Annotated in this window: 23 protein-coding genes; 8 read left to right on the forward strand and 15 right to left on the reverse strand. The window is 31.4% G+C overall.

Annotated elements, in window-relative coordinates:
* Window positions 1-128: 128 nt before the first annotated feature.
* The 3 genes from Q1B37_RS23505 to Q1B37_RS23515 all read right to left on the reverse strand — a co-directional run bounded on the left by Q1B37_RS23505 (window position 129) and on the right by Q1B37_RS23515 (window position 2,482).
* A complete protein-coding gene (locus Q1B37_RS23505; protein WP_299903151.1) occupies window positions 129-605 on the reverse strand; it encodes a hypothetical protein in 477 nt (158 codons plus the stop codon).
* Between the two features lie 100 nt (window positions 606-705).
* Window positions 706-1,416 (reverse strand): LytTR family DNA-binding domain-containing protein, encoded by a 711-nt coding sequence (locus Q1B37_RS23510; RefSeq protein ID WP_299903152.1) that lies wholly within the window; start codon window positions 1,414-1,416, stop codon window positions 706-708.
* On the reverse strand, window positions 1,406-2,482 hold the full coding sequence (locus tag Q1B37_RS23515; protein WP_299903154.1) for a histidine kinase: 1,077 nt from the start codon (window positions 2,480-2,482) through the stop codon (window positions 1,406-1,408). Before Q1B37_RS23515 ends, Q1B37_RS23510 begins: the two co-directional genes overlap by 11 nt.
* A gap of 48 nt (window positions 2,483-2,530) precedes the next feature.
* Here Q1B37_RS23515 and Q1B37_RS23520 point away from each other — a divergent pair, with 48 nt between their 5' ends.
* The 4 genes from Q1B37_RS23520 (at window position 2,531) to Q1B37_RS23535 (ending at window position 5,934) form a co-directional block, all read left to right on the forward strand.
* Window positions 2,531-2,680, forward strand: coding sequence for a hypothetical protein (locus Q1B37_RS23520; protein WP_299903156.1), 150 nt, complete (start codon window positions 2,531-2,533; stop codon window positions 2,678-2,680).
* 16 nt (window positions 2,681-2,696) lie between these two features.
* Window positions 2,697-3,113: a MotA/TolQ/ExbB proton channel family protein gene (locus Q1B37_RS23525; RefSeq protein ID WP_299903158.1), complete on the forward strand. Its 417-nt coding sequence runs from the start codon at window positions 2,697-2,699 to the stop codon at window positions 3,111-3,113.
* A 143-nt stretch (window positions 3,114-3,256) separates the two neighbouring features.
* Window positions 3,257-4,582, forward strand: coding sequence for a serine hydrolase (locus Q1B37_RS23530; RefSeq protein WP_299903160.1), 1,326 nt, complete (start codon window positions 3,257-3,259; stop codon window positions 4,580-4,582).
* 233 nt (window positions 4,583-4,815) lie between these two features.
* Window positions 4,816-5,934, forward strand: a complete 1,119-nt coding sequence (locus Q1B37_RS23535; RefSeq protein ID WP_299903162.1) for a glycoside hydrolase family 26 protein — start codon at window positions 4,816-4,818, stop codon at window positions 5,932-5,934.
* 1 nt (window position 5,935) lies between these two features.
* Here Q1B37_RS23535 and Q1B37_RS23540 read toward each other — a convergent pair whose 3' ends face one another.
* From Q1B37_RS23540 to Q1B37_RS23560, 5 genes are all read right to left on the reverse strand, one after another.
* Window positions 5,936-7,297 carry a DUF3179 domain-containing protein gene (locus Q1B37_RS23540; protein ID WP_299903164.1) on the reverse strand — a complete coding sequence of 454 codons (1,362 nt, stop codon included), beginning with the start codon at window positions 7,295-7,297 and terminating at the stop codon, window positions 5,936-5,938.
* A gap of 67 nt (window positions 7,298-7,364) precedes the next feature.
* Window positions 7,365-9,131, reverse strand: coding sequence for an ABC transporter ATP-binding protein (locus Q1B37_RS23545; protein ID WP_299903166.1), 1,767 nt, complete (start codon window positions 9,129-9,131; stop codon window positions 7,365-7,367).
* A 34-nt stretch (window positions 9,132-9,165) separates the two neighbouring features.
* Complete coding sequence (gene bla, locus Q1B37_RS23550) at window positions 9,166-9,909, reverse strand: subclass B1 metallo-beta-lactamase (protein ID WP_299903168.1); 744 nt, start codon at window positions 9,907-9,909, stop codon at window positions 9,166-9,168.
* 3 nt (window positions 9,910-9,912) lie between these two features.
* A complete protein-coding gene (locus Q1B37_RS23555) occupies window positions 9,913-10,452 on the reverse strand; it encodes a metal-dependent hydrolase (RefSeq protein ID WP_299903170.1) in 540 nt (179 codons plus the stop codon).
* A 7-nt stretch (window positions 10,453-10,459) separates the two neighbouring features.
* A complete protein-coding gene (locus tag Q1B37_RS23560; RefSeq protein WP_299903171.1) occupies window positions 10,460-11,815 on the reverse strand; it encodes a DEAD/DEAH box helicase in 1,356 nt (451 codons plus the stop codon).
* Between the two features lie 204 nt (window positions 11,816-12,019).
* Between Q1B37_RS23560 and Q1B37_RS23565 the strand changes: the two genes are divergently transcribed.
* A complete protein-coding gene (locus tag Q1B37_RS23565) occupies window positions 12,020-12,640 on the forward strand; it encodes an L-threonylcarbamoyladenylate synthase (RefSeq protein ID WP_299602306.1) in 621 nt (206 codons plus the stop codon).
* Window positions 12,641-12,645: 5 nt separating this feature from the next.
* Here Q1B37_RS23565 and Q1B37_RS23570 read toward each other — a convergent pair whose 3' ends face one another.
* Complete coding sequence (locus tag Q1B37_RS23570) at window positions 12,646-13,521, reverse strand: AraC family transcriptional regulator (protein WP_299602305.1); 876 nt, start codon at window positions 13,519-13,521, stop codon at window positions 12,646-12,648.
* Window positions 13,522-13,749: 228 nt separating this feature from the next.
* Between Q1B37_RS23570 and Q1B37_RS23575 the strand changes: the two genes are divergently transcribed.
* Together Q1B37_RS23575 and Q1B37_RS23580 are read left to right on the forward strand one after the other, a co-directional pair.
* A complete protein-coding gene (locus Q1B37_RS23575) occupies window positions 13,750-14,334 on the forward strand; it encodes a hypothetical protein (protein WP_299602303.1) in 585 nt (194 codons plus the stop codon).
* Between the two features lie 172 nt (window positions 14,335-14,506).
* A complete protein-coding gene (locus tag Q1B37_RS23580) occupies window positions 14,507-14,638 on the forward strand; it encodes a hypothetical protein (protein WP_299602301.1) in 132 nt (43 codons plus the stop codon).
* Between the two features lie 5 nt (window positions 14,639-14,643).
* On the opposite strand, the gene Q1B37_RS23585 is transcribed toward Q1B37_RS23580, so the two are convergent.
* Together Q1B37_RS23585 and Q1B37_RS23590 are read right to left on the reverse strand one after the other, a co-directional pair.
* A complete protein-coding gene (locus Q1B37_RS23585) occupies window positions 14,644-15,381 on the reverse strand; it encodes a LytTR family DNA-binding domain-containing protein (protein ID WP_299903172.1) in 738 nt (245 codons plus the stop codon).
* On the reverse strand, window positions 15,382-16,428 hold the full coding sequence (locus Q1B37_RS23590; RefSeq protein WP_299903174.1) for a sensor histidine kinase: 1,047 nt from the start codon (window positions 16,426-16,428) through the stop codon (window positions 15,382-15,384). It abuts the gene before it with no gap.
* A gap of 331 nt (window positions 16,429-16,759) precedes the next feature.
* Between Q1B37_RS23590 and Q1B37_RS23595 the strand changes: the two genes are divergently transcribed.
* A complete protein-coding gene (locus tag Q1B37_RS23595) occupies window positions 16,760-18,610 on the forward strand; it encodes a glycoside hydrolase family 13 protein (RefSeq protein ID WP_299903176.1) in 1,851 nt (616 codons plus the stop codon).
* Between the two features lie 213 nt (window positions 18,611-18,823).
* Here the strand turns inward: Q1B37_RS23595 and Q1B37_RS23600 are convergent, their stop codons facing one another.
* The 4 genes from Q1B37_RS23600 to Q1B37_RS23615 all read right to left on the reverse strand — a co-directional run bounded on the left by Q1B37_RS23600 (window position 18,824) and on the right by Q1B37_RS23615 (window position 22,068).
* Window positions 18,824-19,192: a hypothetical protein gene (locus tag Q1B37_RS23600; RefSeq protein ID WP_299602290.1), complete on the reverse strand. Its 369-nt coding sequence runs from the start codon at window positions 19,190-19,192 to the stop codon at window positions 18,824-18,826.
* 2 nt (window positions 19,193-19,194) lie between these two features.
* Window positions 19,195-19,962 (reverse strand): DUF3108 domain-containing protein, encoded by a 768-nt coding sequence (locus Q1B37_RS23605; protein WP_299903178.1) that lies wholly within the window; start codon window positions 19,960-19,962, stop codon window positions 19,195-19,197.
* Between the two features lie 145 nt (window positions 19,963-20,107).
* Window positions 20,108-20,974 (reverse strand): OmpA family protein, encoded by an 867-nt coding sequence (locus tag Q1B37_RS23610; RefSeq protein WP_299602285.1) that lies wholly within the window; start codon window positions 20,972-20,974, stop codon window positions 20,108-20,110.
* Between the two features lie 101 nt (window positions 20,975-21,075).
* The gene (locus Q1B37_RS23615; RefSeq protein WP_299903180.1) at window positions 21,076-22,068 is read right to left on the reverse strand and encodes a glycosyltransferase family 2 protein; all 993 of its coding nucleotides are present in this window, start codon (window positions 22,066-22,068) and stop codon (window positions 21,076-21,078) included.
* Window positions 22,069-22,074: the final 6 nt, after the last annotated feature.

The raw sequence follows: 22,074 nt of genomic DNA on the forward strand, positions 1-22,074 counted from the left end.
TGTACGCTTCTTCCTTGGTTCTTCTGAATGTGTCATAAATAAGTCTAAATTACGTCAACTTATTTCAGGACGAGACAAAGAATATAGATAAAAAAGCGAGCTCAGTGCTCGCTTTTTTGTTTTACCTTTTAGTTCGCATTACTGCCAATATTCGCTGCGGCAACTACCGGACCATCAATTCCGTTTAAACGAATTAGAATGTGCCCATCAAATGTTATTAATTCATCATATGAAATTGGGAAAGTAGGATTAGATTCTTCATTAGGATCCAATCCATAAATAATGGTGTTACTAACATGAATATTACTAAAATCGTTCGATATTTCTTCTAGAGAAATAGCAATCTCACCTCCTTCTATTAAAGAGTTGTAGTATAAATTTGGTAAATAGGAGGAATCATCTTGTATGCCTTCAATAGAAATTGTTATTGCTCCTCTTCTAGTTGCTTCATGGTATTCTCTTATCATTACTACTCCTGATATACCAGAATTGTCAACTTCTGTAATTGTATATTGTTTGTTGCGGAATGAATCATCATCGTCATTTTTATCACAAGCAGTAAATAGTGGAATTACGGTTAGTAGCATTAATAATAGTTTTCTCATTTCTAAAAGTTTTAAAGTTTTCTAAATGACATTTTCCCCTAAAAAATGTTGCAAAAGAAAGAATAGATAATCTCAAAAGAGTAATCTTTTTTGGTTAGAATTAAATGTTTTCTAACCTATTTAAAACTTGAGTTTTGTAATTTCTACTAATAGGAATTGATTTATTCTTGAGCACCAATTCTTCATTAGAAAAAGAATCAATTTTTTTGATTGCAATGATAAAAGATCTATGGGTTCTCATGAATTGTTGTACAGGCAACCTTGCTTCAATATTGCTGATAGTTTCTCTGGTTACAATAGTGGCATTATCACAATGAATTTTTAGATAATCATTATAACTTTCTACATAAATAATTTCCGAAAAATCTATCTTTTTCATCCTTCTATCTGACCTAACAAACATAAAATCATTTGATTGAATTTCTTCAGTAGTGGTTTTGGAAACTTTGTGATGTATTTCGAAATAATTATCCACTGCGTTTAGTAACCTTTCAAAAGAAATTGGCTTTAAAAGATAATCTACAGCATGTAGATCAAAACCGTCGATTGCATATTCTCGATATGCGGTTGTGAAAATGATTTTAATTTCTTTATTGATGGATTTGGCAAAAGAAATCCCAGATATTTCAGGCATATTGATATCTAAAAAAATCAAATCTATCTTATTAGCATTAATACAATTAAAAGCTTCTAAGGCGCTAGCACAAACAGCTACCACATCTATGCGATCTACTTTTTCTAAATGACTAGCAATAATATCTCTTGCTGTAGGTTCGTCATCGACAATGATGCAAGATATTTTAGGATTCATAAGCTGTAGTGTTTTTAGTATTTAGATATAATTTTACAGTATGCCAATTCTCGTTTTCAGTTATTTCTAAAGAATGATGCTCTTTATATGCTAATGCTAATCGTTTTTTGATATTATTTAATCCTATCCCTTTATGATCACCACTATTACCTGGAAGAGTTGAATTTTTTATAGAAAAATAAATCTCATGATCCTTACAGATTAAACTCATATGAATGGATAGTTTTTGATCGATAATTTGTCCATGTTTAAAACTATTTTCTACAAAAGGAATAAATAGCATAGGTGCTACCTGAATGTTGGTATCTATATTTTGAAAATCTATAGAAATATCTAATACATCTCTAAAACGCATTTTTTCTAATGTAACATAATCTTCTATATGGTTTATTTCATCCTGCAATTGTACTAGAGGTTTATCTGATTGATATAAAAGATAATCCAAAAGGTTTGATAATTTTAGAATCATCTCTGGAGTATCCTCAGATTTTTTTAAAGCGAATCCATATAACGTATTTAGGGTATTAAATAAAAAGTGTGGATGAATCTGCATTTTTAGATAGTTCAGTTCTTGTTCTTTCAGTTTTAACTGAGCTTCTAAAATTTTGTTTTTTAGTGCCTGATTTGCTGTGGTTGATTTATAATTGTGCTGAGCTAGATTTAATGCACTGGCAATGAAAACTACAAAATATACAGCCACAAACAGAAAAAATGGACTTCTTGTCATTGGAGCCATTCCTTCATATTTTAGTGATGATAAAAAGATAAGACCATAAAAGAATGAGATGACAATAAAAAATGCTGATACGATTAACGTATAAATACAATAAAGAAGGAATAACGCATATCGCTCTTTTATTAAATATTTTGGAATTAATATGTCTGTTACTGTATACGTAGTTCCTATGGTAACAGGCATAAGAAATAAAGAAAAAGAAAATACATAATTGATATCCTCGGTATTGTAACCAAAAAAATAGGTATACCCAAACAGTACTACTGTCCAAAATATAGAATGTAGTAATAAGGTTGCTAGTTTTTTTAGAATGGTATCTTTAGAAATCATATTTAAGTACAATATCAGTATTTTTTACCTTTCAAGTAGTATTTTTGGATGAATAACCGAATTAGTACGCATTATAACAAAATTACAGAGTTGTTTTCTGAACACTATACGAATCAAGCTAAATACGAAACGAATTTGGTAGATAAGCGCAAAAAAAATATTCTTCTTACTTTAGAAACTAGTTTTGAATATGTTTAATTCAAAATTAATTACTATGATATCACTATTTCTTTTACAATCGGAAAGCAGATCTTTTTTCTCGGTTCTTTTCGGGAGATTGGAAGAAGGAGGAATGTTTTTTATGTTCCCGATTTTATTAATGCTTTTGTTGGTCTTATTCCTTATCGTTAGAGGCCTTATTTCTTTAAGAAACGAACAGAAAGGATTTCAAAAGAATATTCAGTTATTAAATTCTATTGGACTTTTAACCTTAGTGTGGGGAATGCTAGGACAGCTTATTGGTATTGTAGGAATGTTTGATCAATTAGAAGAAATTGGCAATATATCCACACCTATTTTCGCAGGTGGGCTAAAGGTTTCTGCATTACCTCCAATTTTTGGTTTTCTTGTCTTTATAGTTTCAAGATCGGCCTCTATAATTTTTACTTGGATCGCTAAAGAATCGGAATAACCGTTTTTATTCATCAAACAAGTATCTATTTGTTTGATTCTTTTCACAATAATATTTCACTTAAATAAATAATGAAGTTACTATCAAAATAATCTTTTGAGAAGGATCTTGCTTACTTCATTTCCAAACAAAATATGTATGATATGATTAAAAAAATGATAATTATACCTTTCCTTTTGATCGGTTTAGGTATCACCGCACAGAATTTCAATAAAACAAAATTAGACAGTTTGTTTACTATCATCTATCAAAATAATAAAGGAATGGGTAGTATTTCCATATTTCAAAATGGAAAAGAAGTATATGCTAATTCCATAGGATATGCTGATATAGAGAATGAAATAAAGCCTGATAAAAATACGAAGTATCGTATAGGTTCTATTACCAAAACTTTTACAGCTACGTTAATTATGCAGTTGGTGGATGAACAAAAATTAGGTTTAGATACCTACTTGAGCACTTATTTTCCGGAAATACCGAATGCAAGTAAGATCACCATAGAACATTTACTAAGACATAGAAGTGGTTTATTTAATTTAACCGAAGATGAAGACTTTTTAACTTGGATGATTTTGCCAAATACTAGAGAACAAATGTTAGAAAGATTAGTAAAGAGAAAGGTGAATTTCGAACCAGGTGCTAAGACAAGATATTCCAACACTAATTATTTGTTACTTTCCTATATAGCAGAAGAAATTGAAGGGAAACCATATTCAGAGATTTTACATGCTAGAGTTATCAAACCGCTAGGTCTGAAAAGGACTGCCTACGGTAAAAAAATTAACTCTAAAAATAACGAAGCCCTATCTTATGTGCTAAAAGAAGACAATTGGAATATGGTAAAGAATGAAACACACATGAGTGTTCCTATCGGTGCAGGAGCTATTGTTTCTACTCCTACAGAATTAAATATATTCTATGAGAATCTTTTTTCTGGTAGATTGGTTACAAAAATTTCATTAGATAAAATGATAGATATTTCAAAAGGGATGGGGATGGGAATCAGTGGAGAAACTTTCTTTAATAAACAAGCTTATGGGCATAACGGTGGTATTGATGGTTTTCAGTCGCTTACATTATATTTGCCAGAAGAAAAAATTGCAGTTTCCTACATAGGAAATGGAGTAGTAATGTCTCCAAACAGTATCATTATTAATGTGTTGGATAGTTATTATAATAATAATTATCAACTTCCTAAGTTCGAGAAAGCATTAAAATTTACAACTGAAGAATTAGACCAATATTTAGGTGTTTATGTAAGCGAATCATTTCCTTTTCAGATAACCATTACTAAAGAAAATACTGTGCTCGTAGCAGACGCAAAAGATGGTCCTACATTTCCATTAAAAGGGTATAGTAATCATAAATTTATTTCTGATAGAGCAGGAGCGGCTTTGTTTTTTCACCCGACTGAGAATGAAATGGTGTTGGAGTTAAATGGAAACAAAGTGAATTTCAAAAGAAAATAGACTTAAGAGATGGATAGCTTTAATCTCTATATGAAAATCAAATGATATTTGAAGAAGGAGTTCAAAAACATACACTTACAGGAAAGTAAGAATTGTATTTGGAAACTTAAAACCTTGATCACTAACTAATAGGTCGAGGTTTTATTTATTTTGCTAAGGTTCAAAAAATGACTAAATAATGTTTTTAAAATAGCTCGATGTAAGGTTTTAGAATATATACGACTATAAAAAGTATGGGTAGATTCTTTCTTATAATGATTTTCTTCTTTTTATTAAGTTGCTCTACAGAAGAAGAAAGTTTATTCGATCCTAACGCAGAAAGAATTCCACCTTTAATCACTAACGATGGTTCTTTTGCGGATAATGATTTATGCGATGAAGCCAAAGATTTATACAATAGACTTATAGAATTAACACAAAAAGGAATTGCCTTTGGTCAACAAGCTCCTTTCGGTACTGGTAATAACTTTCCGATGCCAGATAAATTAGACGAGGATTTTTTAGAAGTAGCTCAAGATTATCCAGCTATCGTTGGATTTGATCTAGAACTGATAAGCCTTCAGAATGAATTTATTATAAATGATTTTATTGAGAAATTCACAAATGCTGTTATAGAAGCTCATAACAATGGTAGTATCATTACTATGAGTTGGCATATGGTAAACCCAAATAATTCCGCAGGTGTTTTAACAACAGTAGTACCTGATATGTTAGAAGGAGGAAAGTATAGAAACAAGTTTTTAGATAACCTGGCAAAAGCAGCAAGAGTATTCAAAAATATTAAAGACTCAGAAGGAAATCCAATTCCTGTATTATTTAGACCTTGGCATGAAATGAATGGAAATTTTTTCTATTGGGGAGAAGGTTTCAGAACTACAGAGGAGTACAAGCAATTATATAAGGATACAGTAAGGATTTTGTCTGAAGATCTAGATGTACATAACTTGATTTATATCTATGCACCAAATTGGGTTTCTAGTGCAGAAGAGTATATGAGAAACTACCCAGGAGATGAATATGTAGATATGCTGGGCGTAGATGTATATGATTTTAAAAATGGTAATTTTTTGCAAAGTGCTCTACGAAATTTACAAATTGTTGAAGACATTGCTACCGAAAGAAATATGCTATTTGCACTTACCGAAACAGGGATAGAAAATGTAACTGAGACTGATTGGTGGACGAATAGTCTGTATAAAGCTATCAGAAGTAGCAGTATTACCTATACTATGATCTGGAGAAATGATTCACCTTCTTTTTTTCACGCCCCTTTTGTAGGTCATCCCTCCGAAGATAATTTTAGGGAGTTTGTAGATACGGATCTAATACTACTAAGTGAAGATCTTAAGTAACCTATTTAATTAGAGTAACATTTGGAAAAGCAGCTTGATATCCAAACCAAAAGGCATTGTAGGCAGGAAAGCGTGCTAATTTTTGTTTAGTAGTTGTATGTATCAAAGCATCTTCTGTGAGTTGCCAAGTATTACCATTATTATCAGTCGCTTCAATACCTTTATCATAATCTGTGAATTCAACATCTTCTGTGAAGTATACTCTATGCGCTCCTGATTTATCAGTAAATACAGTGAAGTTATTGTTGCCAATTGTATGTTTAAATATTCTTTTTCTCTTAAGAAACTTGGAGGAAATCGCGAAATTTTCTTCCGTTTGATCAGGAATTCTAATGGCGAGTATTTGTTGTTTGTTTTTAAGCCTTTTATCTTTTTTATGAATGTTAAACATTAAATTATCCGTAGCAAAATAATCTTTGTATGCTACACCTTCATTATAATCTCTTTGATGTCCTGTACGTAAGGATAGTACAGATGTTTCTGGATGTCTCTTTTTCCATTCTCCCCAAGTGGTAGTAACCACACTGAGATATTCTAATTCAATATTTTTTCCTACCAATGGGCCTATTACAGGTTTTCCCCATAAGGTATTCCAAAGCGATTGAGTTTCTTTATCGTACATCAGTTTGTTAGAACGATACAAGAATCCACTAGTTCCTAAATCGTATTGCACTCCGTATTTATTTGTTTTATATACTATTACGGTTCCACATAGTGTACAATAAACTCCAGCTAAAGGAATTCCTCCAACAGTATCTGTAAACATTTCATGCCAAGCTAAAATACGTTTAGGATATGCTCTAACATCACCATTGACAGCGATGCCAAAAACAATATGATCATCTTTTAAATACGTAGCTTGTTTTGCGTTGATCATTAGAGGATTTCTAAGAGGTGGAATACCGTCTTGTACAACACCTCCCCAACGAACTTCATCTAATCGAATTGTTGATTGTTGTTCTCTGTTTAAAAAATATCTTGAAAATTTGTAATCGATGTAGTGATGTAATGTAGCTTTAAATTTATAATAATTAGAATTATATGCTGCAGTTTTGTTCCAAATATATTCATACCATGCATTAAAATCGTAACCATAATTTTTTTTCGTCTCTTTCTCTAGTAACGATAGGATTTTGGTTGAGGTTTTTGTGTTCTTTAAAAAGTAAAGAGTCTCTATCGCAAGTATTTCAAAACTTTCTTTCCAGTTGTAATCGATATAAGTGTATGCGGTATTATGGGTATTTAGATCTGAAGAAGTAAAAAAATCTAAGAAATACTCATATCCTTCTTTTTGTGCAGTTTTCTGCGCATTTACTTCCAGAATACTAAAAAGTATAATACATAATATCAGAATATTTTTCATTCAACTTTTTTTGGGTTGGTCGAATGATTACCTGATTTTTAACAGATTTAGGAAAGTTTTAATAGTTTTAGATCCTTGCCTGATAGGTATAAAGATCAAAATATCTTCCTTCTGCAGCAATAAGTTCATCATGATTCCCTCTTTCTGCAATATTACCAGCCTCTATAACCAAAATTTGATCTGCTTTTTTAATAGTGCTTAATCTGTGAGCAATTACAAAGGTAGTGCGACCTTTCATTAATTCATTAAGGCTCTTCTGAATTAAAGCTTCACTTTCTGTATCGAGATTAGAAGTAGCTTCATCTAAAATAATGATCTTTGGATCTGCAAGAATAGCTCGTGCAATAGCAATCCGTTGTCGCTGACCACCAGATAGTTTTACTCCTCGTTCACCAATTAAGGTATCTAAACCATCATCAAATCGATCGGTAAATTCATTTACATACGCTGCTTTTACGGCTTGCTGTAATTGTTCTTCACTAGCATTAGGTCTTGGGAAAAGAATATTATTTCTAATAGTACCTTCGAATAAAAATTCATCTTGTAATACTACTCCTAAATTCCTTCTGTAACTACTCAAATTAACTTTGGAGATATCATTACCATCTATAGTAATTAAACCGGATTCTGGATTTAAAAAAGTAGCAGACAACCCAGCTATGGTTGATTTTCCCGAACCAGAACTTCCTACTAATGCTGTTACGGATCCCGTAGGTGCTTCAAAACTAATGTTGTGCAATACTTCTTTACCTTTCTCATAAGAAAAGGATACATTATCAAAAATGATGTCACCCTTTATAGATTCTAATTGTATAACACGTCTTTTCGGATCTTCTTCTGGATCCATATTCATTAGCTCCTCTGTTCTATCTAAACCTGCTAAGGCTTCTGTTAATTGAGAACCAATATTACTCATCTGAACAATAGGAGCAATCATAAATGCCAGATACATAGTAAAAGAAAGAAATTGTCCTGCTGTCATACTACCTTCCATCATATAATATCCACCAATTCCCATAATACCGGTAGAAGCAATACCCGCTAATAAAAAAGTAGAGGAGCTAGTCATCAATGCAGTAGCGGTTAAACTCTTTTTTACATTTTGGAATAGGCGATCAACACCATTTTCAAAAATTTTATGTTCTTGTTCTTCCGCACCAAACCCCTTAATTACTCTAACTCCAGAAAGTGTTTCTGTGAGTCTTCCTTTTACTTCAGCATTGATTTCCCCTCTTTTTCTAAAAATAGGGCGTATGTATTTAAATGCCTTAAGAGCAACAATACCAAACAATGTGATAGGAATCAAAACAAACAATGTCATCCATAAATTAATATCAATTAACAACACTACAGATACTATGGCAGTGAATATTCCGCCTACAAGTTGTACCAGTCCTGTACCAATAAGGTTTCTTACTCCTTCTACATCACTCATAATTCTGGATACTAAGGCACCAGATTTTGTATTATCAAAGAAACTTATCGGTAGCGTAAGAACTTTTTTCTGTACCTGAGCTCTTAACTCAGAAATTAGGAATTGAGCTTGTACACTTAATACTCTGGTTAGAAGAAAAGAGGTAGTGGCTTGTACTAATATGGCTGTTCCAACAACAATTAACAATTCATATAATAGCGACATATCTTTACTAGGGACTACATCGTCTAATAACGTTTTGCTTTTCCAAGGTAAGATTAAGCCAGCAACCCGATTCAGAAAGATTAATATTAATCCAATAAGAACCAAACCTCTTCTTGGCCAAATAATGGTTTTAAAGGCTTGAAACATGGTTACTTTTGGTTTTCGTTTTGATGTTTTGCTTGTGGTGGATTTCATCTGTTTGCTTTTAAAGCTTATTTCAATTGGTTAATTATTTATGAAATAAGGAAATGGTATAGTCTAATAGCGTAATATCTCCAATTTTTCCATGTCCAGGAATCACCGTTTGTACTTCTGGATACTTCGATTTCACTCTTTTTACAGTATGAGACCATGCATCGGTATTGGCATCTTCTAGATTTCCCTTAGAAGCTTTAAGGCTCTTAACCATACAACCTCCAAATAGAATTTGATCATCTGGGAAATAAGAGACAATATTATCTTCACTATGTGCTTCTCCAAAAAAAGTATTTACTATTTTTTTATCACCTAAATGTAATACAATAGAATCTTCAAATACTTGATCTGGACTTTCATATTCCTTTTGATTCATTAATTCAGATGTACGTTTAGAAGCAATAGATGGGATATTATATTTTCTAAAGATGTCCATTCCCTCATGGCAATCTCTATGAAAATGATTAAAAACAACTCCCTTGATAGTAATATTCTTGTCGTTTTGAAGCCATTTGATTAAATGTTCGGTGGCAATATCGTTGGCAGGTGTATCAAAAATAAAAGCTTCGTCGTCATTTACATATACAAATCCATTACAATTATATTGTTTACCATTGTCCAAGAAAATTTTAGAAATATGAACATAGCCATTATCATCTATTTTCGAAAGTTTTAAGTTTTGGGAAACCTCTATATGTTTTCCTTCTTCTTTGGATTTACAACATAAAAAAAGAACGAATAAAATAGGTGCGATAAATCTTAGTCGCTGTTTAGTCATGAATTAGGAGGACTTTTTTCTTTTTAAAATATTCATAGCTAATATATAACAACCTGATGGAATACCGATCCATAGAAGTTCGCTTAACAATACTTTAATTCCCCAGATACTAAAAAACCTACTAGCACCTATTGGTGAAACTTGGATAGGTCGCCATGGAAAGAAGTAACGATTATTATCAAAAGGAGAGAAGAAAGCAATTCCTAAACCTCCTGAAGTCATGGCATCTAAAATTCCATGAGAAGCGGTGCATATGCTAAAATAAATGATAAGAAATAATCCTGTTTTAGAAGTTAGTTTTTTGCCATAGCAGATAACGGTAATTAAAAAACCGACCAGGATTGCAAAAATAAATGAATGGGTAAATCCTCGATGTCCCCAGAAGTCTTCGTAGGCAATACCAAATTTAAAACCTAGAACATCAGCATCTGGAAGTATAGAACAAAGTATCCCTAGTATCCAAAGCTTTTTGGTTCTTAATTCTTCACTGAAACTTGTTCCAAGTGCATAAGCCGTTAGTGCATGTCCAAAAACTGAAGCCATTTTAGTATTACTTCTTCTTTTTCTTATGTTTCAGGTTAAAAGTTTTATCTCCTTTGGTCTTTGGTTTCTTGTATTTCTTTTTAATTTCCCTTTTATATTTACCTCCTAGATTTACTTTTTTGTTTTTGTCTTTCTTTTCATGGAAAGCAGCTCCAACTTCATCATTAGGACGTTTATGAGGATTATATATTTCCTTTACTTTAGGTTGTTCTTCTGGAGTTAATTGGTCCGAAATTTCAATACTATCAGGAAGATCTAGTTGTTCAATCTTCATATCCATTAGTGTTTCAATGGATTCTAGATATTCTTCTTCTTTTTCTGTAGTAAGCACAAAAGAAACTCCTTGTTTTTCGGCACGTCCTGTTCTTCCAATTCTGTGCATATAATTTTCTGGATATTCAGGAGTGTCAAAATTTATTACTTGGCTTACATTTTCGATATCCAATCCTCTGGCCATTACATCCGTAGCAATCAGAATTCTATTTTCACCTTCTCTAAATTGCTCTATACTTCTTAATCGATAATTTTGTGTTTTATTAGAGTGAATCACACAAACTTCATCATGGAATTTTTGGTCTAATGCTTCAAATAGTCGATCGGCTATTTTCTTGTAACCTACAAAAATGATCGTTTTATGAAAAACTTCTGTATCAGATAGTAAGTGTTCCAAGAGGTTTACTTTGGTGTAAAAATTAGGAACTTTATAACCATGTTGTTTTATATTTTCTAGTGGAGTACCGCTTTTAGCAATGGATACTTTTATAGGTTTTCTAAAGAAATCTGTAATCAATTTGTCCACATCCTCGGTCATGGTTGCAGAAAACATAATATTTTGACGTTGTTGCGGGAGTACATCAAAAATATTCATTAATTGATGTCTGAACCCTAAATCTAACATCACATCTACTTCATCAATAACTACTTTTTGAATAGACTTCAGTTGTAATGCTCTACTTACGGCAAGATCATATAGACGCCCTGGTGTAGCAACAATAATATCTAGTCCTTCTGATACGATCTGTTTTTGAGCATTTATATTCGTTCCACCGTAAACTCCTGCAATTCGTACATTGATATATTTAGCTAGTTTTTCAATTTCGTCTACAACCTGTACTACCAATTCTCTAGTTGGAACCAAAACCAAAACTCTTGGGTTTTGCTGAACAGAATATTTTAGCATTCTTAGAATTGGTAACATATAAGCGTATGTTTTACCAGTTCCTGTTTGCGCAATACCCACAACATCTTTACCAGACATTACCACAGAGAATGCTTGTTCCTGAATAGGAGTGGGGGTTTCGAATCCTATATCATCGAGAGCATTGAGGAGTTGTGTACTTAAGTTTAAATCTTTAAAAGTCACTGCTATATCATTTTTTGTGCGAAAGTAGTTTATTTGGTTCCAAAAAGTATGATTCCTTGAGGAATATAGTATTTTAAATTCAAAAAAAAATAAAATTAATAGCTTTAATCTTTTTGTGCATACCCCCAAAAAGATTATAAATACAGCAGTAATAGCTAATAAAGTTTACGATAAAGCACTATCTTTATCCCACTGAAAATAGGTATGGCAGAGCTAGTAAAACTATATAACGAAAATCCAAATCCACGAGAAATTAAAAAAGTAGTTGATTGTCTTAGGGATGGGGGTTTGGTAATTTACCCTACAGATACGGTATATGGGTTAGGATGTGATATTACCAATAACAGAGCTTTAGAAAAAGTAGCTAAAATTAAAGGTGTTAAACTAGCCAAAGCTAATTTTTCATTTATCTGTAGCGATCTTAGCAATTTGTCAGATTATGTGAAACAAATAGACAATAGGACATTCAAACTTCTAAAAAGAACACTTCCTGGACCTTATACTTTTATTCTTCCAGGTAGTAATAACTTACCTACCGTTTTTAAAAAGAAGAAGACTGTGGGAATTAGGGTGCCTGATAATAACATTTGTAAAGTTATTGTAGAAACGTTGGGTAATCCTATTGTTTCTACTTCTATTTATGATGAGGATGAGGTCATAGAATATACTACTGATCCGGAACTGATATTAGAAAAATGGGATAATTTAGTGGATATGGTTATCGATGGTGGATATGGTGGCAATATTGCTTCTACGATAATTGATCTCACTGGATTTGAGCCAGTTTTAGTCAGAGAAGGAAAAGGTACCATAGATATTATCTAAGTAATTTAAGAAATCACGTATTTTAATTCGTTCCTATAGGTACTTGGTGTTTTGCCTGTAAATTGTTTGAACAGTTTATTAAAGTGAGAAAAATTACTAAAACCACTTTCGAAACATATATCCGTAATACTCGTTTGTTTTTCATGAAGTAGCTTAGCAGCGTGTACTAGTCTATATTCATTCACAAACTGAATAAACGTTTTGCCTGTATTTTTTTTAAAATACCTACAGAAACCAGGAACACTCATACTTACTTTATCTGCTATCTCTTCTAACGGAATTTGTCTCGTAAATTCTTCTTGCACGAAGTTAAAGATCATATTGATACGGTTATTATCTTGTAATGAAGTTTCAATTATAAAGCCTTCCGCATTTAAAATGGAATAATCCTTTGTCTGTTGCATTTCTTTAAACACCTGAAGTATGCCTAATAACCTATCAAAAGGATCTAATAATCCTAAAGCCTCTATACGTGCACCTATTCGTCGTTTGGTATCACCATGAAAAACAATTCCTTTTTTTGCTTGTTCTAATAATTGGTTAATGCCGCTCATTTCTGGAATGTCGAAAAAGGAATTTCCAAGAAAATCAGGTAGCATTTGAATAATAGTTTCACTTTTATTCAGCGTTAATTTATCCGTAAAACCACAATGAGGTAGATTGGATCCTATAAGCATTAATGCACCATTTCTGTAATAAGACATATGACTACCAATTTGGCGTTTTCCAGCTCCACCATTTACATAAACGATTTCAATTTCAGGATGATAGTGCCAAATTGGTTCTTTATTCATTTTTTCCTGAGAGAAGTTTTCATAGAAGAAAGAACTACCAAATTCTGGAACTATTTTCTCTAAGGCAGGTTTTATATTCTTTTTCATAAATGGGGAATTTTCTCTTTATAATTATTTTGTAAAGATAAAAAATCTATTTTGTTAATTAAATGTAAAATAATATAAATCATATGTTAAATTAACTTTAAGATGATTTCATGGTATATGTGTAGGTTAAAATAGAACATATATATGCAAATATAGATGTATTTATACACTTGTTTACCGTTTTATATTTGCAGTGTAAATTATTAACAACAACAAAAACCTAAAGTTATGAGAAGAGTAATTAATGTATGCCTGATTGCAGTTGTAATCATTACAAGTAATATTGCTAATGCTGCAGGAAGAGTTTCAGTTGAAATCACAAATTCGTCAATGGTTAATGTATCCTTGACTGAAGTAGAAAAAGGAGAAAAGTTATTTTTAAAAGATTATGACGGAGAAGTATTATTTAATGTTACGTTAGATGCTACTCCAAGCTATCAAAAGTATTTTAACCTTAGTAATGTTTCTGATGGAATCTATTTTGTAGAGACAGAGACTCCATATGAAATTAAGGTAACACCTTTATTAAAGAACAAAAAAGGAGTGTCTTTAGTAAACCAATCTGCTGTAACTGTTTTCAAACCGTTAGTTAAGACAGATAACAATATCATTAAGGTAATGTTTAATAATACTGAAAAATCACCATTAAATCTTACGATTTATGATAGCGATTTCAGATTATTAGAAGAAGTAACTGGTAATGAAGATTCATTATTTAAAAGAACATATGATTTTTCTAAAATGCCAAAAGGAGAGTATCAGTTCTACTTCTCTTTAAAAGACAGAACCTTTATAAAGAAAGTTAGTATTTAATTGTTTTATTAACTCAACCACTAGATAAAAAGGCAGCGCTAACCACGCTGCTTTTTTTATGCCATAGATTTTGATAGGTTAATATTGAATAGATATTGGTCAATTTAGAGCTTTTAAACTATTGATATTCAGTGTAAATTTAACCTAGATAATAATCTTTAAAATTATAATTATGAAAAAAATAGCAGAACTTTATCTAGTAGTAGTAGCGATTTTTGTAGTTTCTTTTTCTGATGGATTAAAAGAGATTTCTTTTGATATTAAAGATTTTTCATTAGATACTGACGAATTTTTAAACGCGTAATAATTTTAAAAGTATCCAAGAGTTTCTTTTACCTTGGATTTATAGTTTCTACCAACAGGAATTTTTAGACTTCTAAGTTCTATTTCACTGGTAGAGAAAGAGTTTATATGATCTATTGCGATTATAAAAGAACGATGTACTCTAAGAAATTTGCTAGTAGGAAGAATACCCTCCATATGGCTAATGCTTTTATATGCGATAATTTCTCTTTCTAGTGTTTTTACTTTTATATAGTTTTTCAGACTTTCGATATAAAGAATATCTTTTAGAAAGATTTTTTGCATCTGCTTTTCAACCTTTAGATATATAAAAGTAGTATTGTAATCGCTTAAGATATTCGAGTTGTTCGTCTCTAAGGTGTTGGTTTGAGTAGTATCGTTTTTAGAAAGTTTAAGTACTTTGTTAATAGCTTTTAAAAATCTGGAAAATTCGATAGGCTTTATTAGATAATCTATTGCTTCAAGATTAAAGGCATCTACCGCATAATCACTATACGCTGTTGTAAAAATCACATTTGGTATAGGCTGAATGTCTTGTAAAAAATCGATCCCAGTTAGATTTGGCATTTGAATATCCAAGAAAATCAGATCTATATCGCTATTAGTAATACTATGAAACGCCTCCAAAGCGTTTGCACAGGATTGTACCAATTCTAGTTGATCTATTCTAGCAATATAATTTTCTATGATTTCTCGAGCTAGCGGTTCATCATCTACGATAAGACATTTAATTTTTGGATTCATCTAAGATTGATACGTAAAATTTAATGTTAAGACCACTTCAAAGGATTGGTTATTATCTTCTATGTGCAAAGAATAGTTGTCGGCATATAGTAAATCTAATCTCTTTTTTACATTTTTGAAGCCAATCCCACCAATAAATTCTTCTTCGGTAAAATGATCAGGGAATTTTGAATTTTCAATCTGCATTATTAACTTATTTTGTTTTGCATTTAGATGAATTACAATCCATGATTTTTCCGAAGAAGAAGTTCCATGTTTAAAGGCATTTTCTACAAATGGAATTAATAAAAAAGGAACAATTTTATAATCGTTATCCATTTCATAATGAAAACTAATCTCCACAAAATTACCAAACCTTAATTTTTCCAGATCCACATAATTTTTTAAATAATCTATTTCTTTACTAAGAGAAACTTTTTGGGTATTAGCCTCATATAACATATATCTCATCAATTTAGATAATTTTAATACAGCTGTCTCTGCATCATCAGATTTTTTCAGGATAAGGGCATAGAGGTTATTTAGTGTATTGAATAAAAAATGCGGATGTACTTGATTGCGAAGTTGTATAAGTTCAGCTTCGATTTTTTCTTTTTCTAATTCTAGTGTTTTTTGTTGTGCATTATAGTAAAACCTAAAAAAAACAATTCCTAATGGAACTAATGCAGCAATATTTACATCTAAAATAGTATTTACCAATTCAGTAATAGTAAAGTACCCTTCGCTTTGCCATCCAGGAAGGTAGTTTGGTTGTACATAAAAGTAGATGATTGGTCTTTGAATACAGATACTAACGACTAACAATGTGATAACGTAGAACATGATAAATAGTCCAAATCTTTTTGTTTTAAAAAACTTTGGGAGTAATATATAGATGGAAATATAAACCAATAACATTCTTGCAGGTAAGCTAAATGTTTGTATAGTAAATGACCTTGCGTAGTCATTATCGTAAGTACCCCAAGTAATACCAAAAAATATGATTAAACCAACCCAATAAAGAATATGTCTAAGAATCTTATTAGAAAATATTTTTTTTATCAGCATATGCTTCATATTTCATTTGAACTAATTAACTAAAATCTAAAAAAAATCAAAGATTTAATAAAAATCAGTACGGATAACCTTTAATCTTATACAAACAACACCTCTTTCTCAAGATTCAACGAAAATAGTATATAGTTAATAGTGCATACGGTATTCGTAGTTTTCTGTCCCTATCATAAAATCATTCGTATAACAAAATTGATAATAGTTTAAAAAGCTCATTTATTGAAGATGAAATAATTAAAAACTTCATTTTAAATGGATGCTCATAACTGTTGTTTTAAAGTTGGATTGGTCCATTTCTTTTGAACACTAAAACAATTTACAAACGATGAAAACTTTTTCAAAGAAAACTCTCCTATTGTTGAGTACACTATTATTGGTCTCTATAAGTGTTTTATCTCAAAAGGTAAAACAACTGGATCATGTAGAACCGCCTTTTTGGTGGGTAGATATGGTAAATCCTGATGTACAACTGTTGATACACGGGAAAAATGTAGCAGATTTTGATGTTTTAATATCTAATAAAAATGTTGAGTTAAGAAGCGTAAACAAGGTGGCTAATAAGAATTATCTATTTTTAAATCTTACCATTTCAAAGAAAGCCACACCAGGAGATGTAATTATAAAATTCGAAAATGGGAAAGAAAATTTTGAATATGCTTATGAACTAAAGCCAAAACCACAAAGAGTTCATAATGGTCAGGCAGTTACATCAGAAGACGTTATATATCTTATTACTCCAGATCGTTTTGCAAATGGAGATATCACCAATGACTCTACGGATGACACCTTGGAAAAAGTAGATAGAGATAATGAAAATGGAAGACATGGAGGAGATTTACAGGGTGTTTTGGATAACTTAACATACATAGAAGAATTAGGAGCTACTACATTATGGTTGAATCCAGTTTTAGAAAATGATCAACCTGCATATTCTTATCATGGATATGGAATTTCTGATTTTTATAAAACAGATACGCGATTTGGAAGCAATGAAGATTATAAAAAAATCGTAGATGTTTCTCATAAAAAGGGAATGAAAGTAATTATGGATCAGGTGTTTAATCATTGTGGTTCTGGACATTGGTGGATGAATGATTTGCCATCTAAAGATTGGTTAAATCAGTGGGATACTTTTACAAGAAGTAATTTTACCAATATCGCTTCTTCTGATCCATATGTGTCGCCTGATGATTATGAACTATTAACTAGAGGTTGGTTTGATAAGAACTTACCAGACCTGAATCTAGAGAATACCTTTTTAGAAACCTATATGATACAAAACTCTATTTGGTGGGTTACTTATGCTGGTATTGATGGAATCCGATTGGATACCTATCCGTATCCAAGTAAACATGCTATGTCTAACTGGATGAAAGCATTAACTACAGAATACCCAGGTTTTTATATGGTCGCAGAAACATGGGCTGAAAGAGCTTCTTATCTGTCATATTGGAATAATGATAAGTCAAATAGAGATGGATATACTCCTCATGTTAGTAGCATTAGTGATTATGCTTTATATTACTCTATAATTAGAGCTTTTGGAAAAGATGGTGACATCTCGGAATTGTATAAGACCTTAGCAGAGGATTTTGTGTATGGAAATGCTGCAAATAACAAAGTTTTCAATGGAAATCATGATGTTGATCGTTTATTAGCTTTATTGAATGAAAATGTAGACAAGCTAAAACTTAGTATGGTTTTTACATTAACTACACGAGGAATACCTCAAATTTATTATGGAGATGAGATTTTAATGAAAAACAGACGTCCCGATGGAAAAGTAAGGCAAGATTTTCCTGGTGGCTGGAAAAGTGATAAAAGAAATGCTTTTACAAAAGAGGGTAGAACAGCGGAAGAAGAAGCAGTATTTAACTATATCAAGACAATTCTAAATTGGAGAAAAACAGCATCTTCTATACATAATGGGAAATTAACTCATTATCAACCTAGGGATAACGTGTATGTATATTTTAGATATACAGAAACCGAAAACACCATGATCATCATAAATAATAGTAACAAGAATTATAATGATTTTGATTTAAAACGTTTTGGGAAGTCGCTAAATGGATATACTAGTGGAAAGGATATTATAAATAATAAGTTGATTAGCAATCTTGATCACATTGCAATATCCAAAAATTCTGCATTGATTATAGAACTTATAAAATAGTAAATCTTATGAAAGAAGTATTAGGGAGATAGAGATGAATCTTTAGAGTAACAAATTCAGTTTTTGATACCTTAAAACGAGATTGTCAAAAACTGAATTTGTTTATATATCCAACTACTATGTTGGTAGTTATTATTTAAAAACTTTATTGCCCAAATACTCTAAATTCATAGTAGTTATTTGGGATACCTCTTTAATTACAACAGGAATTGTTTATTCAGATTCTATTTCCTCGAGATCTCCTTCAATTTCTTCTAGCTCACTTTCAATTTCCTTGAGTTCCTCGATAGCCTCTTCTTTACTTTGTTCTTCCTTCTGTTGAAACTCAGTATCCACAGCAACTTCATCTTTTACCCAAAAAGATTTAGAGCCACTAGCAATAGCCACTAATATTCCTATTGTTAGAAAGAGTATTGATAATTTTTGGGGTTTATCATTTTTTTTGGAGAAATAATAAGCTCCAAATCCAGCAATAAGCGCAACAACTCCTGGTAAAACTCCAATTGTTCCAAAAGGAAGTATTGCCATAATAATCCCTAGAAAAGCTGCAATTGCTGCAACTGATAATAATACAATTCTCATGATTAATTTTTTAAACCAGAAGCCTGAGTTAAGGTTAATTGACCTGTACCAGCCGGAATACTAAATTTAATTAGCACGGGAACCTTATTCGCATCTGCGGTAAGATATACAATATTTTTATTAGTTCCTTTAAGCTGATTATTATTTACAGCTATTTTGTAACATTCTTTACTACCCATTGTTTTGGTATTGATTGTTTCTTTACCAAGTAGTTTTAGATATGCAGTTTGAGGTTTTCTATCAAACAATATGGTTATTTTTTGATTCGTACCAACAGGAGCCTTTTCAATATCCATGTTTCGGATATGGTATAATGTAGAAACTACGTCATAAGTGTTAGAACCCATTTTCAGCGTTTTGGTATTAGGTTCCTTTTTCTTTTGCATAGTAGCTTTTATAGTTCCTTTCTTATAACTATAAACATATTTTTCTTTTTTGATGTAACCACCTTCATTGATATCCCTTTTGTATAAATACGGTTTCAAGTTACCAGGATTAACATAAGCTTCATATACATCTCTGATCTTAAAAAAAGAATCCCACTTAGAATACGTAGCGGCATTACATTTCAAGCGCAGGTAATTACTCTTTCCAGTATTTACCCTTGTCGTTTGCATGGTTACTTGAGCTAAGTTGGTTAATAGCCCTGACATATTATAAGAAGCTGTATATACTAATTTTTCATTTTCTCCAATAGAAGTATTGGATTTATTTTGTGCATTTGCAGTTATAAAAGAAAGAAAAAGTACGAGGATAGATAATTTTCTCATTATATTTTATAAATATGAATTGATTTCTAAATAATTAAGTTTTCGGTTGATTTAGATTCAATTTTTATACCAATTTGTTTTCTACAAAATTAAAAAAAGGGTTAACGTAACGATTAACCCTTTTTCAAAAATACTTTATTATTTTTTAGTTACCACCTTCAGTAGCCTTTTTCATACCATCTTCTATCATATTATAGAATTGATCAAGCTTAGGTAGTACAACTATTCTAGTACGTCTATTTTTAGATCTATTGGCAGCTGAAGAGTTATCTGCTACTGGGATATAATAACTACGTCCTGCAGCTGTCATCCTTTTTGGATCTACACCAAATTCGTTTTGTAAAACTCTCACAACAGATGTAGCTCTTTTCACACTTAGATCCCAGTTATCTAATAAAACTTTGTTTTTAATAGGCACATTATCAGTATGTCCTTCTACTAAAAATTCGATGTCTGGTTTGTCATTAACTACTTTAGCTACTTTTCCTAATACTTCTTTTGCCCTGGTAGAAACGTTATAGCTTCCACTCTTAAATAAAAGTTTATCAGAAATAGAAACATATACTACACCTTTTTCTACATTTACCTCAATATCTTCATCTGCTAAGTTTCCAAGTGCTCCTTTTAAACTTGTTACTAAGGCTAGTGTAACAGAATCTTTCTTATTTAAAGCGTCGTTCATAGTCTTGATCTGAAGATCTTTTTCTTTAATACTTTCTAAAGATCTTTCTAAGTTTTCTGCTTCTTTTGTTGATAAAGTTGCAAGATTACCAACGTTATTTAATAGAGCAGAGTTTTGATTTTTAAGATTGTTTACTTGATCTCTTAAAACCTTAAGTTCAGAACTCTCGCTAGCTTTTTCTTCTAAACAGCTATTTAATTTTACTGTGGCTGTATTTAATAAATCTTGTGTTTCTTTTTGTTTGGCTTCTAAATCCGCATATTTCTTCTGTGATACACAAGAAGATAATAAAACAGCCATAGAAGCTCCGATAATCATTGCTTTTTTCATTAGAAAACGTGTTTTTAGTCTTATTCCGGTTATAGAGACTCAAAATTATTAAAATTGTGACGTAATGTCCTTGTATTAACAATTATTTAATCAATATAACCTTACAAATGGTTAAATAGTTTTTTATTCAAGATATAATACTGCCATACAACGGAAGAAATAGTATAATATTTCCTTTTAGCCCCTGATTTTTTGCGTTTTTTAACAAAAGTTGGCAGTTTTTTGTAAAAGCTGAAATGTGCTTTAAGAATTGCTAGGCAATGAGAGGTTTTTCCTTCAAATACAAATTTTAAAGCTGCGATTCCATCTAACAAAAGTCTTGCAAATATAATGAACCAGCCATACATTCCAGAAGTATTTTTTAGAATCATTAATAAATTATTTCTGAAATTAAGAAATGTTTTTCGTGGATTCATTACATCCAGTGTAGCGCCACCTAAATGGAATACTTTAGACTGTCCTGCGTATTTGATCTGATAACCACTATTTTGTATTCGCCAACAAAGATCTATTTCTTCTTGATGTGCAAAAAAATCTTCATCCAAACCTTCCATTTCTTCGAAAACATTTCGCCTAATAAAAAGACAAGCTCCGCTAGCCCAAAATATTTCCCGGTCATCGTCATACTGTCCTAGATCTTCTTCTAGCGTGTCAAAAATTCTTCCTCGACAGTATGGATATCCAAATTGATCAATAAATCCACCAGCGGCCCCAGCATATTCAAAGTAATTTTTCTTCTTGTAATCAAGAATTTTAGGTTGAACTGCTGCAACCTTTTCAGAAGCTTTAAAGGTATTAATTACAGGAGTAAGCCAACCTTCAGAAACTTCTACATCACTATTTAATAAACAGTAGATATCTGCATCAATTTTTGTTAACGCGTCATTATAACCTTTAGCATAACCTCCATTTACTTCGTTTTGTACAACGGTGACTTCTGGATAAGAAGTATGCAAGTAGCTTACTGAATCATCAGTAGATGCATTGTCAGCAACGTAGACTTTTGCTTCTTTAGAATATTTTAAAACCGAAGGTAGAAATTGCTCTAATAAGGAGCGTCCATTCCAATTTAATATGACGATAGCTATTTTCACAGGTGC

The sequence above is a fragment of the uncultured Aquimarina sp. genome (genome assembly GCF_947492965.1).
Taxonomy (GTDB): Bacteria; Bacteroidota; Bacteroidia; order Flavobacteriales; family Flavobacteriaceae; genus Aquimarina.

Excerpts from the sequence above, each read along its gene's own strand:
- Q1B37_RS23530 (WP_299903160.1), top strand. The coding sequence starts at position 3,257 with ATGATTAAAAAAATGATAATTATACCTTTCCTTTTGATCGGTTTAGGT.
- Q1B37_RS23580 (WP_299602301.1), top strand. The coding sequence starts at position 14,507 with ATGAAAAAAATAGCAGAACTTTATCTAGTAGTAGTAGCGATTTTTGTA.
- Q1B37_RS23540 (WP_299903164.1), bottom strand. The coding sequence starts at position 7,297 with ATGAAAAATATTCTGATATTATGTATTATACTTTTTAGTATTCTGGAA.
- Q1B37_RS23515 (WP_299903154.1), bottom strand. The coding sequence starts at position 2,482 with ATGATTTCTAAAGATACCATTCTAAAAAAACTAGCAACCTTATTACTA.
- Q1B37_RS23585 (WP_299903172.1), bottom strand. The coding sequence starts at position 15,381 with ATGAATCCAAAAATTAAATGTCTTATCGTAGATGATGAACCGCTAGCT.
- Q1B37_RS23590 (WP_299903174.1), bottom strand. The coding sequence starts at position 16,428 with ATGCTGATAAAAAAAATATTTTCTAATAAGATTCTTAGACATATTCTT.
- Q1B37_RS23610 (WP_299602285.1), bottom strand. The coding sequence starts at position 20,974 with ATGAAAAAAGCAATGATTATCGGAGCTTCTATGGCTGTTTTATTATCT.
- Q1B37_RS23520 (WP_299903156.1), top strand. The coding sequence starts at position 2,531 with ATGAATAACCGAATTAGTACGCATTATAACAAAATTACAGAGTTGTTT.
- Q1B37_RS23575 (WP_299602303.1), top strand. The coding sequence starts at position 13,750 with ATGAGAAGAGTAATTAATGTATGCCTGATTGCAGTTGTAATCATTACA.
- Q1B37_RS23545 (WP_299903166.1), bottom strand. The coding sequence starts at position 9,131 with ATGAAATCCACCACAAGCAAAACATCAAAACGAAAACCAAAAGTAACC.
- Q1B37_RS23510 (WP_299903152.1), bottom strand. The coding sequence starts at position 1,416 with ATGAATCCTAAAATATCTTGCATCATTGTCGATGACGAACCTACAGCA.
- Q1B37_RS23600 (WP_299602290.1), bottom strand. The coding sequence starts at position 19,192 with ATGAGAATTGTATTATTATCAGTTGCAGCAATTGCAGCTTTTCTAGGG.
- Q1B37_RS23570 (WP_299602305.1), bottom strand. The coding sequence starts at position 13,521 with ATGAAAAAGAATATAAAACCTGCCTTAGAGAAAATAGTTCCAGAATTT.
- bla (WP_299903168.1), bottom strand. The coding sequence starts at position 9,909 with ATGACTAAACAGCGACTAAGATTTATCGCACCTATTTTATTCGTTCTT.
- Q1B37_RS23595 (WP_299903176.1), top strand. The coding sequence starts at position 16,760 with ATGAAAACTTTTTCAAAGAAAACTCTCCTATTGTTGAGTACACTATTA.
- Q1B37_RS23505 (WP_299903151.1), bottom strand. The coding sequence starts at position 605 with ATGAGAAAACTATTATTAATGCTACTAACCGTAATTCCACTATTTACT.
- Q1B37_RS23555 (WP_299903170.1), bottom strand. The coding sequence starts at position 10,452 with ATGGCTTCAGTTTTTGGACATGCACTAACGGCTTATGCACTTGGAACA.
- Q1B37_RS23605 (WP_299903178.1), bottom strand. The coding sequence starts at position 19,962 with ATGAGAAAATTATCTATCCTCGTACTTTTTCTTTCTTTTATAACTGCA.
- Q1B37_RS23565 (WP_299602306.1), top strand. The coding sequence starts at position 12,020 with ATGGCAGAGCTAGTAAAACTATATAACGAAAATCCAAATCCACGAGAA.
- Q1B37_RS23535 (WP_299903162.1), top strand. The coding sequence starts at position 4,816 with ATGGGTAGATTCTTTCTTATAATGATTTTCTTCTTTTTATTAAGTTGC.
- Q1B37_RS23525 (WP_299903158.1), top strand. The coding sequence starts at position 2,697 with ATGATATCACTATTTCTTTTACAATCGGAAAGCAGATCTTTTTTCTCG.